The 15,405-nt window shown below is 46.7% G+C and carries 14 protein-coding genes; 5 read left to right on the top strand and 9 right to left on the bottom strand.

Features of this window, described 5'->3' with window-relative positions; all coding sequences use genetic code 11:
* Positions 1–18: 18 nt before the first annotated feature.
* A complete protein-coding gene (locus TOLA_RS07860) occupies positions 19–615 on the top strand; it encodes a cell division protein ZapC (protein ID WP_148210433.1) in 597 nt (198 codons plus the stop codon).
* A gap of 52 nt (positions 616–667) precedes the next feature.
* Here TOLA_RS07860 and TOLA_RS07855 read toward each other — a convergent pair whose 3' ends face one another.
* Complete coding sequence (locus TOLA_RS07855; protein WP_015878626.1) at positions 668–1,831, bottom strand: chorismate mutase; 1,164 nt, start codon at positions 1,829–1,831, stop codon at positions 668–670.
* 176 nt (positions 1,832–2,007) lie between these two features.
* Between TOLA_RS07855 and nagZ the strand changes: the two genes are divergently transcribed.
* From nagZ to TOLA_RS07840, 3 genes are all read left to right on the top strand, one after another.
* On the top strand, positions 2,008–3,000 hold the full coding sequence (gene nagZ / locus TOLA_RS07850) for a beta-N-acetylhexosaminidase (protein WP_245534232.1): 993 nt from the start codon (positions 2,008–2,010) through the stop codon (positions 2,998–3,000).
* Positions 3,001–3,106: 106 nt separating this feature from the next.
* A complete protein-coding gene (gene ycfP, locus TOLA_RS07845) occupies positions 3,107–3,658 on the top strand; it encodes an alpha/beta hydrolase YcfP (RefSeq protein WP_015878624.1) in 552 nt (183 codons plus the stop codon).
* Positions 3,659–3,714: 56 nt separating this feature from the next.
* Entirely contained in the window at positions 3,715–5,028 is a 1,314-nt protein-coding gene (locus TOLA_RS07840; RefSeq protein ID WP_015878623.1) for an NAD(P)/FAD-dependent oxidoreductase, read from the top strand.
* Positions 5,029–5,139: 111 nt separating this feature from the next.
* Here the strand turns inward: TOLA_RS07840 and satP are convergent, their stop codons facing one another.
* From satP to eat, 5 genes are all read right to left on the bottom strand, one after another.
* Positions 5,140–5,703, bottom strand: a complete 564-nt coding sequence (gene satP, locus TOLA_RS07835; protein WP_015878622.1) for an acetate uptake transporter — start codon at positions 5,701–5,703, stop codon at positions 5,140–5,142.
* Positions 5,704–5,920: 217 nt separating this feature from the next.
* Positions 5,921–6,910 (bottom strand): 2-hydroxyacid dehydrogenase, encoded by a 990-nt coding sequence (locus TOLA_RS07830; protein ID WP_015878621.1) that lies wholly within the window; start codon positions 6,908–6,910, stop codon positions 5,921–5,923.
* A gap of 205 nt (positions 6,911–7,115) precedes the next feature.
* Complete coding sequence (gene eutC / locus TOLA_RS07825) at positions 7,116–7,910, bottom strand: ethanolamine ammonia-lyase subunit EutC (RefSeq protein WP_015878620.1); 795 nt, start codon at positions 7,908–7,910, stop codon at positions 7,116–7,118.
* On the bottom strand, positions 7,907–9,298 hold the full coding sequence (locus TOLA_RS07820; protein ID WP_015878619.1) for an ethanolamine ammonia-lyase subunit EutB: 1,392 nt from the start codon (positions 9,296–9,298) through the stop codon (positions 7,907–7,909). Before TOLA_RS07820 ends, eutC begins: the two co-directional genes overlap by 4 nt.
* Before the next feature lie 10 nt (positions 9,299–9,308).
* Positions 9,309–10,694, bottom strand: a complete 1,386-nt coding sequence (gene eat / locus TOLA_RS07815) for an ethanolamine permease (RefSeq protein WP_015878618.1) — start codon at positions 10,692–10,694, stop codon at positions 9,309–9,311.
* 422 nt (positions 10,695–11,116) lie between these two features.
* Between eat and TOLA_RS07810 the strand changes: the two genes are divergently transcribed.
* Positions 11,117–11,356 (top strand): hypothetical protein, encoded by a 240-nt coding sequence (locus TOLA_RS07810; RefSeq protein ID WP_015878617.1) that lies wholly within the window; start codon positions 11,117–11,119, stop codon positions 11,354–11,356.
* A 41-nt stretch (positions 11,357–11,397) separates the two neighbouring features.
* Here TOLA_RS07810 and TOLA_RS07805 read toward each other — a convergent pair whose 3' ends face one another.
* The 3 genes from TOLA_RS07805 to metG form a co-directional block, all read right to left on the bottom strand.
* Positions 11,398–12,543: a ribosomal protein uL16 3-hydroxylase gene (locus TOLA_RS07805; RefSeq protein WP_015878616.1), complete on the bottom strand. Its 1,146-nt coding sequence runs from the start codon at positions 12,541–12,543 to the stop codon at positions 11,398–11,400.
* A gap of 63 nt (positions 12,544–12,606) precedes the next feature.
* Positions 12,607–13,341, bottom strand: a complete 735-nt coding sequence (locus TOLA_RS07800) for a DsbA family protein (RefSeq protein ID WP_015878615.1) — start codon at positions 13,339–13,341, stop codon at positions 12,607–12,609.
* A 12-nt stretch (positions 13,342–13,353) separates the two neighbouring features.
* Complete coding sequence (gene metG / locus TOLA_RS07795; protein ID WP_015878614.1) at positions 13,354–15,381, bottom strand: methionine--tRNA ligase; 2,028 nt, start codon at positions 15,379–15,381, stop codon at positions 13,354–13,356.
* Between the last annotated feature and the right edge of the window lie 24 nt (positions 15,382–15,405).

The following is a 15,405-nucleotide window of genomic DNA, read 5'->3' as shown; positions in this document are numbered from 1 at the left end:
GAAAATATCATTGTCAGTTTGAAAAATATTCCAGTTTGTTTTATAAAAGAAAAAAACGGGATAGAGAGCAAACGGATGATATTACTTCCTGATGAAAATTGGCGCTGGGTATTTGATGAGCAGCGCCAATCTCTTCTACTTGATTTGTCGGATGATATGCAATTTGTTGTGTCTGTGCCGCCAAAACAGCTGGCGCAGAAACAAGCATTCACCGAGCATTTTTCTTTAGACGACTCGTCTCTGTATTTTCATTTTCTGGAATGTCTCGGAGAATTTCCGTTTACTGACCCGGAAAGAGTTCAGATTGTGCTGAATGCTGTTGCTGCTGTGAAATACACTAGGCCACTAGTAAGTCAGAGTTGGTATTATCGGGATGTCGATATGCTGTCTGGTGAGCCGGAGCTTGGTGAAGTATTCTCTGTCGTAACAGAATTCACCTATGGTGATGTGATGATTATTTCGCCAGGTAGTAATGCGTCTCTCTGTATTGTAATTAGTCAGGCTATCCAATTAGATGCAGATAAATCGCTGAGGCAGTCATCTGTATGTAAATTAATGAATAGTAAGCTTTTACCATATCAGGCTGCGACCCAATATCTGTCTAAAATGGCGTAAATATATTGTGGATATATAAGAAAAAGCCCCGGATTTTGTCCGGGGCTTTTTCTTATTCTGCTGTCGGGCTATTAACCGGATGAACATCTTCGCTGGGGTAACATCCCAGAATTTTTATGTATCTGATTGAAGCTTTCAGTTCATTAATAGCTGACTTCATTTCATCACTTTCAAGATTAGCAGCCACATCGACATAAAACATTTCTTCCCACGGATTCCCGGGAATTGGACGGGATTCCAGTTTCGTCATATTGATATTGTGGTTACGTAATATCAGCAATGCTTCAACTAATGAGCCGGTTTTCTGTGTTGTCGACATAATAAAAGTCGTTTTTGCCGGCACTAATGGTGATACACGCACAGGATCACGGGCGACAACCCAGAATCGGGTACAGTTCTCGGGCTGATTGGCCAATCCATTGGTTAATTTAATGAGGCCGTAAATTTCACCACCCTCTGCACTTCCGATAGCAGCTGCATTCGGTAAAGCCAACTCTTTTACTTTCAGCATTGCTGCTGATGATGAGTCACAAAATACTTTGCGGATATGTGGATGATTATCGAGATAATGGGATGATTGCGTTATGGGCTGTGGATGTCCATAAATAACGTCGATATCAGCAATATCTGTATCAACTGCAGTCAACAGGCAATGATCGATAGGATAGGTGAGCTCGGCAACAATAGATAAGCTGGTTTGCTGCATCAGGTCATAAACTTCATTAATCGAACCTGACGTTAGATTTTCAATTGGCAATACGCCGTAGCTGCAGGCACCACTTTCGACTTCCTGAAAAACCTGGTTAAAACTGCTGCAGCCAACTTCCCGGATATCCGACAGCTGACGCCCCAGAAATTTGCGGGCAGCGAGGCTGGAATACGAACCCAGAGGCCCCAGGTAAGCAACACTGGTTCCGGTTTCTTTTATTTCAGGGTTTTGCTGTTGCTGGATAAAATCCTGCTGAATCAAAACAGAATCTTCAATAATCAGCTGAAATACACGCTGAATGAAATGTGCTGAAAGCCCCATCGGGCGACCTACCTGTGTCAGATAGGCGAGTAATTCTTGCTCACGGTGTTGATCGCGGATTGGACGCTGACTAGATAGTTTATTTCTTGCTACTTCAAGACTGATTGCGCGGCGTTTGGCAAAAAGAGCGAGCAACTGGGTGTCAATCTCATTTATGGACTGGCGGATCTCATCCAGTGTGGCCATGGCTTACTCTCCTTGTATAAATTCAATAATCATTACGCATATGAAAACTAAAGAAAACATCATCAGAAGTAAATCATTCTGATGCAGCAAATGGTAACACTTCCTGTCTGCCTATATATAGAATAGTCACAAGAAATCATGTCTTAATTATAAGCGGGGATGTAATGGGTCCTTTGATGTTAGATGTTCAGGGTTGTGAACTGGACGCAGAAGAACGGGAAATACTGAGACATCCGACTGTGGGTGGGGTGATCTTATTCGGCCGTAATTATCATGACCGGTCACAATTATCCGCGTTGGTAAAGACGATCCGTCAGGCAGCAAATAAACCATTGCTGATTGCAGTTGATCATGAAGGCGGACGGGTTCAACGTTTCCGGAATGGTTTTTCCCGGATTCCACCTATGGGGATATTACATAAGGCTAGGAATCAGGCTACAGACTTAGCGACAGAGTGCGGTTGGCTGATGGCCGCTGAATTGCTGGCACATGATATTGATCTGAGTTTTGCGCCTGTGCTGGATTTAGAGCGGGGCAGCAATGTGATTGGTGATCGTAGTTTCAGTAGCGATCCGGAGCAGGTTATCCAGCTTGCTTCTGCTTTTATTGATGGTATGCACCAGGCAGGCATGAAGGCGACAGGTAAACATTTTCCTGGTCATGGCAGTGTCAGAGCGGATTCACATTTGGAAAGCCCACGCGACAATCGTTCCTGGGAAGAAATTGAAGCAACTGATCTGGTGCCTTTCCGGGAGTTAATTCCTGCCGGGAAATTGGATGCCATCATGCCGGCACACGTTATTTATACCGAATTGGATGATCAACCGGCCGGTTTCTCGCGCTTCTGGTTACAGGAAGTGTTACGGGGAAAATATGGTTTCAATGGTATTATCTTCAGTGATGATCTGACCATGGAAGGTGCGGCTGTTGCCGGCGGTTATCCTGAACGCGCACAGGCTGCCCTCAATGCCGGTTGTGACATGCTGCTTGCCTGTAATAACAGAGCGGGTGCAGTGGCTATTCTGGATGGGTTGCAAAATCCGCCGGCAAGCCGGGCAGAATCATTACTCAGCACAAATAATGGTGACTGGTCTCGTTTAACGTCGACATCCCGCTGGAAAAACACGCAGAACAGAGTGCAGATTTTTACCGAAGAGTTTGTTAATTAACATCATATTTTGATCTTAAGCAGCCTTTCGAGGCTTGGCAGTGACCGCTTAGCGTAAGACCTGCTATGGTGGATCCCTGACAAGGTTGTTGATTGAGGGATCCATCATGATTATTTATCTGCACGGCTTTGACGCCACCAGCCCTGGCAATTTTGAAAAAATAATGCAACTTCGCTTTATCGATCCTGATGTCCGCCTGGTGAGTTACAGCACTATCCATCCTCGTCAGGATATGAGTGATTTATTGAAAGAAGTACATCGCCATATCACGACATCTGATGATCCGGCTCCGCTGATTTGTGGCGTGGGTCTTGGGGGGTACTGGAGTGAGCGTATTGGTTTTTTATGTGGTATCCGGCAAGTACTGATTAATCCTAATCTTTCCCCTGAAAAGAATATGCAGGGCAGGATTGAAAGACCGGAAGAATACACAGATATTGCATCTAAATGTGTAACTGAATTCCGTAAAAAAAATGCAGGAAAGTGCATTTGTATCCTTTCTGTTAACGATGAAGTCATGGATAATAGATGCATTGCAGATACATTGAAAGATTATTACGACATTATATGGGATGAGAAACAAACCCATAAATTCAAGGATCTGTCAGCTCACTTGCAACAAATCAAAGCATTTAAAGATGCAGGCTTAAGCAAGTGATTTTTGAGGACGTATAACGCATCCTTAACATAAGTAATGAAAAAGGTATTTCTGGTATGACCAAAATTGTCATTATTGGCGGTGGAGCCGGTGGCCTGGAGTTGGCCACTCGTATGGGGCGTAAATTGGGTAAAAATGGTAAGGCTCAGATCACGCTGGTTGATCGTAACCGTACCCATTTATGGAAACCATTACTGCACGAAGTAGCTGCCGGCTCGCTTGATGCAGGGGTTGATGCATTGAGCTATCAATCTCAGGCACGCCACAATGCATTTGAATTCCAGTTAGGCACATTGACCGATATCAAACGTCAGGAAAAACGTGTTGTTCTGGCACCTATTTATGGTGAGAAGGGCGAAGAAGTTCTAGGTGAACGTGAAATCGAGTATGACTATCTGGTGATTGCACTGGGTTCTGTTTCTAATGATTTCAATACGCCGGGTGTTCGTGATAATTGTATTTTCCTGGATAGCCCGGATCAGGCGTTCCGTTTCCATAATATTCTGATGGATAAATTCCTGCGTTTTGCGGGTTCCCGTACCACCAGCAATACTGATATTCCTCAGGAAGGTAGCATCAAGATTGCTATCGTAGGTGCTGGTGCAACCGGCATCGAACTTTCTGCCGAATTATATAATGCAGTAGAAGAGCTGACGGCATATGGTTATAAAAACCTGTCCCGCCGTAGCCTGAATGTGACCGTTGTTGAAGCTGGTCCTCGTATTCTGCCTGCTTTGCCGGAGCGTATTTCTGCTGCTGCTCATCATGAATTGACAGAGCTGGGAGTGGATATCCGTACCGCAACTTTTGTCAGCGAAGCGACGGATAAAGGCCTGATGACTAAAGACGGTGAGCTGATTGAAGCTGACCTGATGGTATGGGCTGCCGGTGTGAAAGCACCTGATTTCATGAAAGAAATCGGTGGTCTGGAAACGAACCGTGCCAACCAGCTGGTTGTGAAAGGTACTTTGCAGACGACAGTTGATGATCATATCTACGCGATCGGTGACTGTGCTGCCTGTGCGATGGAAGATGGCAAACTGGTTCCGCCTCGTGCCCAGTCTGCACACCAGATGGCAACACAGTGCATGAAGAATATTCTGGCACAGATCAATGGTGGTGAACTGAAACCTTATCAGTATGTTGATTACGGCTCACTGGTTTCCCTGAGTAATTTCTCTACCGTTGGTAGCTTAATGGGTAACCTGATGCGTGGATCAATGATGATTGAAGGCCGTATTGCACGCATGATGTATATCTCTCTGTATCGTATGCATCAGGTTGCGCTGTATGGTTATGTGAAAACAGGTTTGATCATGCTGGTTGGTCAGCTGAACCGTATTTTACGTCCACGCCTGAAGTTGCATTGATTCAGTTTTTGATAAAAGAGAGCCGGCTGAGATGCCGGCTTTTTGTTTTTACTGTTTTCAGCTATAAAAAAACGCCGCATTAAGCGACGTCTCTTTAATTATCAATTCAGCTTATTTAGCTTCACCGATTGGCAGTACGGTACGACCGAATTTTTCGTTCAGTACTTCAGCCATTGCCAGGTAGATGGCTGATGCACCACAGAAAATACCCTCAAAGCCAGCGAAAGTGCCTAACGCCGCGTTGCCGGTAAAGTCTTTAGCTGCCAGCAGGAAGAACAGGACAACCAGAGAACCGAATACAACTTGCAGTGCTTTTGGTGCTTTCAGCGTACCGAAGAACATGAACAGGGTGAAAATACCCCACATCAGCAGGTAGCAGCCCATTGCGAATTCGTCAGCCGCTTCAGCCCAACCCCATTTTGGCATCAGGATCAGGAATACCAGGCTGATCCAGAAAAAGCCATAAGAAGTGAAAGCAGTAACACCAAAAGTATTACCTTTTTTGTATTCCAGGATACCAGCGATCACTTGCGCCATACCGCCATATGCCAGACCCATTGCCAGAATCATAGCGCTGATAGGGAAGAAGCCTGCATTATGGATGTTCAGCAGCACAGTGGTCATACCAAAACCCATCAGACCTAATGGTGCTGGATTTGCCAATTTTTCGCTCACGAGAAGTTCTCCGGTTAATAACTCACACAAAGGGTTCATCGTCCTGATGAACGTTAGATTTATGTAAAAATCCGCGCGATTCTAGAGGGCTGATCAGTCATGTGCAAGTGAATTTGAGAGATAGATCAAAGAAGTTTTTATGTAGTAAATATACGGACTTTTCTAAAACAAAAGGGAAGCATCAGCTTCCCCTGTATGATGTTGGAATATTGTAAATTTATTCCACTTCGTTGCCGCTTGTTCCGTTTGCTGCAAAGATTTTTGCATTATTGAGCGTTGTTCCGGCAATCGATAACAGTGCTTCCCGGGTCAGGAAGGCCTGATGTCCTGTGAACAGTACGTTATGGCATGCAGACAGACGACGGAAAGTATCGTCGGTGATCACTTCATTCGATTTGTCTTCGAAGAAAAGTTCACTTTCTTCTTCATAAACATCCAGACCCAGTGCGCCAATCTTGCCTTGTTTAAGGGCTTGGATCGCATCTTGTGCATTCAGTAATGCACCACGGCTGGTGTTGATGATCATCACGCCTTTTTTCATTTTCGCGAATGACTCGGCATTCAGCAAATGATGGTTTTCTTTGAAAAGCGGGCAGTGCAGACTGATGACATCCGATTCCCGGAACAGGGTATCGAGATCAACATATTCAGCACCCAGCTCAATCGCAGCCTGATTTTGGAATGGATCATTGACCAGCAAACGCATACCAAAACCTTTGAGAATTCTTAAGGTTGCGATACCAATTTTCCCGGTACCAATGATCCCGGCTGTTTTGCCGAACATATTAAAACCAACCAGACCATCCAGTGCAAAGTTGGCATCACGGGTACGTTGATAGGCTTTATGAATACGGCGATTCAGGGTCATCATCAGGCCAACGCTGTGTTCTGCAACAGCTTCAGGGGAATATGCAGGAACACGGACTACAGTCAGCCCAAGCTCTTTTGCTGCGACCAAATCGACATTGTTGTATCCGGCGCAACGCATTGCTAATAAGCGGGTGCCGTTATTTACCAGATCGGTCAGAACAGGTCGTGAGAGATCGTCATTCACAAAAGCACAGACCACCGGATAACCATGAGCTAATCGGGAAGTTTTCAGATCTAACCGGACATCGAAGTAATCCAGCTCATAGCTGAATTGTTGGTTCGCTTGTTCGAAATAATCACGGTCGTATGCTTTAGCGCTGAATAATGCGATTTTCATAGGTACGTCTCCACCTAAAAGATGTAGTAAAATTACACCATTAATTACGGTGTCGTCAACATATTGTGATTCATATCAAAAAAATACGGTCAAAATGGTTATTTTGATCTGAAAGAACAAAAAAAAGGAGCCCAAGGCTCCTTAAGAAAATCAAACAAAGCGAATTAACAACAAACAACACAACAGGAGGAAGGGTAATGAACAACTACGTTATATTCAGTGTAGCTGATGTTCTACGCTGCAAGAGAATATCTGGTACATCATCGCTTTCGTCTTTCAGCGCCACGCCGCTTAACTGACGGCGGAAGGCCTCGCTTAATAACCAGCTAAGTTTGTGGGCAGCCTCCGGATAATTAAGTCCCTCGGGTCTTACATTTGAGATGCAATTGCGTTCAGAATCCAGCAAGCCAACTTTTGCCGCCCATGTCAGATAAATGCCGAGACTGTCGGGGGAAGACAATCCGGGGCGTTCACCGATCAATACCGCTACCGCTTTGGCCTGCATGGTTTCAGCAATATCATCACCAACAGCAACTCGGGCCTGCCGGGTTAAAACAACAGGCCCCAGCGTGATGCCTAATGCCTCGAGCCGGGGACGTAATTCCAGTAAAAATGGCACTGTATTACGGTGGATGGCGGTAGAGGATAATCCGTCTCCGACAACAATGAGCAAATCTACAGGTGCTGCGTGTTGTTTTAACCATTCACGTGAGTCATTGGCTAGTTGACGGCCCAGATCAGGGCGGCGTAGATAGGTTTCACGATCCGGTGCTGCACTATGAGCCTGTAAAGTAGAAAAGCCCTGTTGCTGTAGCTCTTCAGCCAGCGTTTCAGCGCCAAAAGGCAGGTGTACGGCATCACGCGCCTGCGCATGCGCCAAGCCGAATTTCAGTAATTCTTTAGTTGGAAGGCTGTTGCCTGTGCGCCCAAGTGCTATGCGGGCTGCAGTGAATTGCCGCAATTCATCCCATGGATTCTGATGTATTACATCGTTACTCATGCTGCACTCCCCAGTGATGGTAATTGCATCAGCAACGGATGCTGTTTTGAAGGATCAAGCAGGTGGCCTTGTGTATCGATCAAGCGCATTTTTTCCAGCCAGCTATCAAATTCCGGAGCGCGTTTCAGACTCAGCAATTCGCGGATATAAAGAGCATCATGGAACGAGGTGCTCTGATAATTCAGCATGATGTCGTCAGCACCGGGAACGCCGATCAGGAACGTCAGGCCGGCGGCTGCAAGCAGCGTAAGCAGAGTATCCATATCGTCCTGATCCGCTTCGGCATGATTGGTATAGCAAACATCGCACCCTAACGGTACACCCAGCAGTTTTCCGCAGAAGTGATCTTCTAACCCTGCCCGGATGATTTGTTTACCATCGTAGAGGTACTCCGGACCGATAAATCCGACAACAGTATTTGTCAGCAGCGGTTTGAATTTACGGGCAACAGCATAGGCTCGGGCTTCACAGGTTTGTTGATCTACACCAAAATGAGCATTAGCAGAAAGGCAACTACCCTGACCGGTTTCGAAATACATGACGTTATTTCCGACCGTTCCACGCTGCAGACTTTGTGCTGCAGCTTCTGCTTCTGCCAGGAGCGAGAGGTTAATACCAAAACCGGAGTTGGCTTTTTCTGTTCCGGCTATCGACTGAAACACCAGATCGATTGGTACGCCACGATTGATCAGTTCAATGGTATTGGTGACGTGTGTCAGTACACAGGATTGTGTCGGGATCTCAAAACGCTGGATCACTTCGTCCAGCATATGATTGAGTTTTGCCAATCCGGGCAGGCTGTCTGTTGCCGGATTGATGCCGACCACCGCATCACCACTGCCGTATAACAGACCATCCAGCATAGCGGCGGCAATACCAGGCAGCGCATCAGTCGGGTGGTTGGGCTGAAGACGTACACTTAAGCGCCCCGGGAGGCCGATAGTGCTGCGGAATTTGGTTATTACCTGACATTTTTTGGCAACCAGGATCAGATCCTGATTACGCATCAATTTACTGACAGCAGCGACCATTTCCGGCGTTAGCCCTGGTGCTAATCGCGCCAGCGTAAAGCTGTCGGCATGCTCGCTGAGCAGCCAGTCGCGGAAATCACCAACTGTCAGATGGCTGATCAGCGAAAATGCCTGCAGATCATGTTCATCCATAATCAGCCGGGTGATTTCATCTTCTTCATAGGGGATCAATGCATTTTCTAAAAATGCTTTTAAAGGCAGATCTGCCAGACAGATCTTTGCCGCCATGCGCTCTTCAGCAGTAGCTGCCGCCACACCAGCCAGATAATCCCCGGAACGGGCCGGGCTGGCTTTAGCCATCAGGCTTTTCAGGTCAGGGAACTGATAAGTGCGTTGGCCTATGGACGTCCGATACATACTGATTCCTCTAACCCTGAGCCTGTAGCAATTCATTACCGTCCTGCATTTCATCTGTGCTGTGTGTTGCTTTGAAGTAAATGAAACCGGCAACAAAAAGTCCTGCAAAGATTAATGACAGCAGTGTGTTGTAATAAATCATGGCAACCAGACACAGTACCGCCAGTACAAGCGCTAAAGCCGGAGCAAAAGGATAGAGTGGGGCAAAGAACGGACGTTCCAGATTTGGTTCTGTCCGACGCAGTTTAAACAGTGCAGCCATAGAGATGATGTACATAACGATGGCACCGAACACTGACATGGTTACGATGTTTGCGGTTAATGGCAAACCGCCAATCACAATCAGATTGTCAGAGAAAATAGCGGCAATACCAACGACACCACCCGCCAGAATAGCCCAGTGAGGGGTCTGGAAACGGCTATTGATTGCAGCCAGTGGTTTTGGCAGAAAACCAGCACGTGCCAGTGCAAAAATCTGACGGGAATAGCCCATGATGATGCCGTGGAAAGAGGCAATCAGACCAAACAGGCCTAACCAGACCAGCATATGTAACCAGCCGCTGGAATCACCGACGATCATTTTCATTGCCTGAGGCAGAGGATCGTTGATATTGGCAAGTTTACTCCAGTCACCAGCACCACCTGCAAAGATCATAACGCCGATAGCCAGAACAACCAGGGTCAGAATGCCGGAGATGAATGCAATCGGAATCGTTTTCTTTGGATCTTTTGCTTCTTCCGCTGCCATCGCTGCGCCTTCAATGGCCAGGAAAAACCAGATTGCAAACGGAATGGCGGCAAAGATGCCAGAAACAGCACTGACTGAGAATTCATTGCTACCGGCCCAGCCATTAGCAACAAAATTAGTGATAGAGAAGCCGGGAGAGACAACGCCCATGAAGACCAGCAATTCAACAATGGCCAGAATGGTTACGCATAATTCGAAGGTTGCGGCGATGCTGACCCCGACAATATTCAACGCCATAAATACAATGTAAGCACTTACCGCGATCAATTTGGGGTCAATGGCCGGAAACTGCACATTCAGATAGGCACCAATTGCCATGGCAATCGCGGGCGGAGCAAATACGAATTCAATCAGCGTTGCAAACCCGGCAATATAACCACCGACCGGACCAAAAGCACGATACGCATAGGCGAATGGACCGCCTGCATGCGGAATAGAGGTGGTTAATTCAGTGAAGCTGAAAATGAAAGCCGTATACATGGTTGCGATCAGTACGGCGGTGACCATGAAACCTAATGTTCCGGCCTGGGCCCAGCCATAGCTCCAGCCAAAATATTCGCCGGAAATAACCAGACCAACGGCGATACCCCATAAATGGAATTTACCGAGTGTACGTTTCAGCCCCGGTGCAGCAGTGTCCTTTTGCATGACAGTTCCTCTGTATTGTTATGTGATCTCAATCACGACATCTACGTATTACAAAGGATGTGCCAACCCGGAACCAAAAACAAAATCTCCATGTTAATCAGTTAGTTAAATTTAAATGCTCGTGGCCAAAATATTTTGTCAACGACCTGTTTTGGGTATCTGTGCACCATAAAATCGCAAGTTTGGTGTGAAAAACAAACGCACATCATGATGAAACCGATAAATACTGTTTGTTTATCCTGCATAAGAGCGCTATTCCAGATGATTTAATGCCAAAACCTGATTGGTTTGACAGTGGAACGAATGAATTGCTTTTGTTTGGTGCATCTAAATCTGAGAACGGAGATACAAAATATACTTGCTATACTGTATAAAGATACAGTAGATTGTACTTCAGCGACATCAGTCCACAGGAGCGCATTATGAGTGTTTTTGTTAATGGATTTTATGTAGGTAATGAGGTTTATCCGGGCGTATTCGCAGAAGAACGCGTTGGTCAGCAGTGGATGATTCGTCAGCAGGATTCCCGTGGCTGGCCATGCCGGGTTGGTGAGGTGAAGATCGATGCAGCCGGCAGTGAGTTTCTAGCCTGTGACTGTCGGGGGGATGTAAAAGGGCGCGCATCGAATATGCGCACCGCTGTTCGTTATTTACTGAATTAGACTGGGTCGGTCAGGTTCAGATGCCGGGGCAGAGCAATGAATTACTCTTCGGCATCGGAAGCCAGATACCAGTATCCCTGATTGAACCAGTAACAGATCCAATCCACCAGGATTGGGTTGTCCAGATAAGGTTGTAATTCTTTGTGTGTCAGCACTGTGCTGTTACACATCAGATGCGCTAATGCACGACCGCCTTCCGGGATTTGTAACTGTTCGCCATTGACGAAACAGCAGTCAGGCAATGCGGCGAAATAGAGACAGCGCAGTCCGCCCAGACGATACAACTCATCCTCAGCTTCTAAAGCCGGGAGTAATTCATCCGGGATCAGATCCCATTCCTGCGACAGAATGTTCAGTTCATGTTTTGCCTGACTCAGATTCGTACCGAGCCATTTTGAGAACAGTTGCTCATCGTGTAGCAGCGTTCGCATCAGATCACGTAAATCATTCACGTCTTTATTCGTCACCAGCCCCGGCGTTTTAGTCAGTTCCCGTTTCGGATCGGTATAACGTACTTGTCCTGCATTTTCCTGTAACAGGAAATCAGCGAAGGAAGAAAACAGATCCTGCTGATTCGGTGCCCGGTAACCAATGGAGTAACTCATGGCTTCGGTAATGGCATAACCATCGTGCGGGAATCCAGGCGGAATATAGAGTATGTCGCCCGATTGAAGTTCAACATCAATGATCGGCTCAAACTGCTCAACATGCAGTAAACCCGGTGTTGCAACGAATTGCTCGGCCGGAGTATCAGCGCCAACACGCCAGCGACGACTCCCAGAGCCCTGAATAATAAATACATCATATTGATCAATATGCGGACCGACGCCACCACCGGGTACCGAGTAGGAGATCATGACGTCATCAATACGCCAGTTCGGCAGGCCACGGAAGGGGGTGATCAGATCAGCGACAGGCTTGATCCAGTGATCAGTAGCCTGAACTAATAATGCCCAGTGACTTTCACCAAGCTGGCTGTAATCATCAAACGGCCCATGTTCCGCAGTCCATTTACCATCAGCAAAAGTTACCAGACGGCTTTCAACCTGTTCTTCGGTGGCTAATCCGGCCAGTTCATCCGGCGTGATCGGATCAGTAAAAGGGGCGTAGGCACCACGTAAAACAGTCGGTTTTTTTTGCCAGAATTCCCGCATAAATGCGGCAAGATCAAGATTTAGCTGATTCACAGAACACCTTAGATAAAAGGTAAAAAGAGCGAGACAGAATGCCTCGCTCAAGGATGTGAGTAATTATTTACCACGAGCCTGTTTAACACTTGTTTCCAGCATCTCTAATGTCTGTGGCGCGCCACGTAACAATTGATCGCCGATTATAAATGCAGGTGTGCCGGTAATGTTCAATGTCCGGGCCAGCGCATGGTTGGTGGCAATTTTACTTTCAATGGCCGGATCTTTTGCTTTTTCTGCAATTTTGTCCCAGTCCAGACCCAGGTTTTTAGCAACGAGAGCAATATCGTCATTAGTTTTAAATGCGCCACTGTGCGACATCAACGCATCGTGGAAGGCCGCATATTTTTCCGGGAACAGCGCATTCACGGCCAGCGCCGCTTTAGATGCGTAAACGGAGGTATCGCTCAGGATAGGAAATTCTTTATAGATGTAACGAATATCCTGGTCCTTTTTCAGCAACGCCTGAACCAAAGGCGCTGAACGTTTGCAATAACCGCAGTTATAGTCAACAAACTCAACAATAGTCAGAGTGCCTTTAGCATTGCCTGTTGCCGGATCATCTTTTTGCCGGAAAAGCTGATCAGCATGTTTTTTCAGTAATGCTTTATCTGTTTCATCCTGCTGCATTTCCTGTTTGGCACGCAGCCCATTTGACATCTCAATCAGAATTTCCGGATTTGATACCAGATATTCACGCACTATTTTTTCAACTTCAGTTTTAGTCATTTCAGCCGCGATGGTGCTGAAAGAGAGCATTCCGCCTAATAAAACGGTAGCCAGTGTTTTTAATTTCATGTTATGTCCTTGTTATTTCACACGCATGCCAGGTTTTGCGCCTGCATTAGGTTCGAGAATAAACAGATCTTTTCCGCCTGGGCCGGCTGCCAGCACCATACCTTCAGACATACCAAAACGCATTTTACGCGGTGCCAGGTTAGCAACCATCACCGTCAGCTTACCTTCGAGTTGTTCAGGGGAATATGCTGACTTGATACCAGCAAATACCTGACGAACTTCACCGCCCAGATCAAGCTGCAGACGCAGCAGTTTATCTGCTTCCGGTACAGCTTCTGCTTTCTTGATCAGCGCTATACGCAGATCCAGTTTTGCGAAATCGTCATAGGTGATTTCCGGTGCAATCGGTTCATCAGCCAGCGGACCCGTCGCTTTCGGTGCTGCAGTTTGCTGTTCTTCTTTTGATGCATCAACCATTGCCGTCACTTTAACTGGATCAATACGGTTAAACAGTGCTTTGAACGGGGCAACATTGTGTGCCAGCAATGGCTGTTCAATATCATTCCAGTTCAGTGTCACATTCAGGAATGCTTCGGCGCGGGCAGCCAGTTCTGGCATAACCGGTTTCAGGTACGTCATCAGTACACGGAACAAGTTAAGTGTAGTGGAGCATACGGCAGACAGCTCAGCTTCCTGACCTTCCTGCTTGGCGATAACCCAAGGTGCTTTTTCATCAACATAACGGTTAGCTTCATCAGCTAATGCCATGATTTCACGAATGGCGCGGCTAAATTCACGATTTTCGTAAGCTTCCGCAATGCGTTCACTGGCTGAGGTAAAAGTAGCATACAGCGCTGGCTCAGACAGGGTGTCAGCCAGTTTACCGTCCAGACGTTTGGTGATGAAACCGGCAGTACGGGATGCCAGGTTAACCAGTTTGTTAACGACATCGCTGTTAACGCGCGCAACGAAATCATCCAGATTCAGATCCAGATCGTCGATACGGTTGTTCAGTTTGGCTGCGTAGTAATAGCGCAGACATTCCGGATCCAGATGTTGCAGATAGGTTGAGGCTTTAATGAACGTGCCGCGGGATTTGGACATTTTCGCGCCATTCACGGTCACATAACCATGCACGAATATATTGCTTGGTTTGCGGAAGCCGGCACCGTCCAGCATCGCAGGCCAGAACAGGCTGTGGAAGTAAACGATGTCTTTACCGATGAAGTGATATAGCTCGGCATCACTGTTCTGACTCCAGAAGGCGTCAAAATCGATATCGCCACGTTTGTCGCACAGGTTTTTGAAAGAACCCATGTAACCGATTGGTGCATCCAGCCATACATAGAAGAATTTGCCCGGTGCGCCCGGAATTTCAAAACCGAAATAAGGCGCATCACGGGTGATATCCCACTGATGTAAACCAGAAGTGAACCATTCGTTCAGTTTGTTCGAAATCTCTTCCTGCAGGGCTCCGGACGTCGTCCATGCCTGCAGCATGTCAGCGAATTGTGGCAGGTCGAAGAAGAAGTGTTCAGTTTCTTTCATTACTGGTGTGGCACCAGAAACCGCAGATTTCGGATTGATCAGTTCAGTCGGGCTATAAGTTGCACCACAAACTTCACAGTTATCACCGTATTGATCTACAGCCTTACATTTCGGACAAGTACCTTTTACAAAGCGATCCGGCAGGAACATGTTTTTTTCAGGATCATACAGCTGAGAAATAGTCTTGCTCTTAATGAACCCATTATCTTTCAGCTTCGTATAAATCAATTCAGAGAAATAACGGTTTTCATCGCTGTGGGTAGAGTGATAGTTGTCGAAACTGATTTTGAAACCGGCGAAATCGGTCTGATGTTCCTGCGATACCGCGGCGATCATCTCTTCCGGTGTGATACCGAGTTGTTGCGCTTTAAGCATGATTGGCGTGCCATGCGCATCGTCAGCACAGATGAAATGAATGTTATGCCCGCGCATGCGTTGAAAACGAACCCAGATATCTGCCTGGACGTGTTCCAGCATATGACCGAGATGAATAGAACCGTTGGCGTAAGGTAAGGCACAGGTGACCAGAATATTTCTTGATGCGCTAGACATAGTGTTCGGACTTTGTTTTGAATG

This window comes from Tolumonas auensis DSM 9187, assembly GCF_000023065.1.
GTDB lineage: Bacteria > Pseudomonadota > Gammaproteobacteria > Enterobacterales > Aeromonadaceae > Tolumonas > Tolumonas auensis.
The sequence above is the reverse complement of the archived record's forward strand: the minus strand, read 5'-3'. Positions and strand labels throughout refer to the sequence as shown.

Coding starts and splice junctions, on each gene's coding strand:
- nagZ (WP_245534232.1), top strand. CDS start 2,008: ATGTTAGATGTTCAGGGTTGTGAACTGGACGCAGAAGAACGGGAAATA.
- TOLA_RS07820 (WP_015878619.1), bottom strand. CDS start 9,298: ATGTATCGGACGTCCATAGGCCAACGCACTTATCAGTTCCCTGACCTG.
- metG (WP_015878614.1), bottom strand. CDS start 15,381: ATGTCTAGCGCATCAAGAAATATTCTGGTCACCTGTGCCTTACCTTAC.
- eat (WP_015878618.1), bottom strand. CDS start 10,694: ATGCAAAAGGACACTGCTGCACCGGGGCTGAAACGTACACTCGGTAAA.
- TOLA_RS07840 (WP_015878623.1), top strand. CDS start 3,715: ATGACCAAAATTGTCATTATTGGCGGTGGAGCCGGTGGCCTGGAGTTG.
- TOLA_RS07810 (WP_015878617.1), top strand. CDS start 11,117: ATGAGTGTTTTTGTTAATGGATTTTATGTAGGTAATGAGGTTTATCCG.
- TOLA_RS07830 (WP_015878621.1), bottom strand. CDS start 6,910: ATGAAAATCGCATTATTCAGCGCTAAAGCATACGACCGTGATTATTTC.
- ycfP (WP_015878624.1), top strand. CDS start 3,107: ATGATTATTTATCTGCACGGCTTTGACGCCACCAGCCCTGGCAATTTT.
- TOLA_RS07855 (WP_015878626.1), bottom strand. CDS start 1,831: ATGGCCACACTGGATGAGATCCGCCAGTCCATAAATGAGATTGACACC.
- eutC (WP_015878620.1), bottom strand. CDS start 7,910: ATGAGTAACGATGTAATACATCAGAATCCATGGGATGAATTGCGGCAA.
- TOLA_RS07800 (WP_015878615.1), bottom strand. CDS start 13,341: ATGAAATTAAAAACACTGGCTACCGTTTTATTAGGCGGAATGCTCTCT.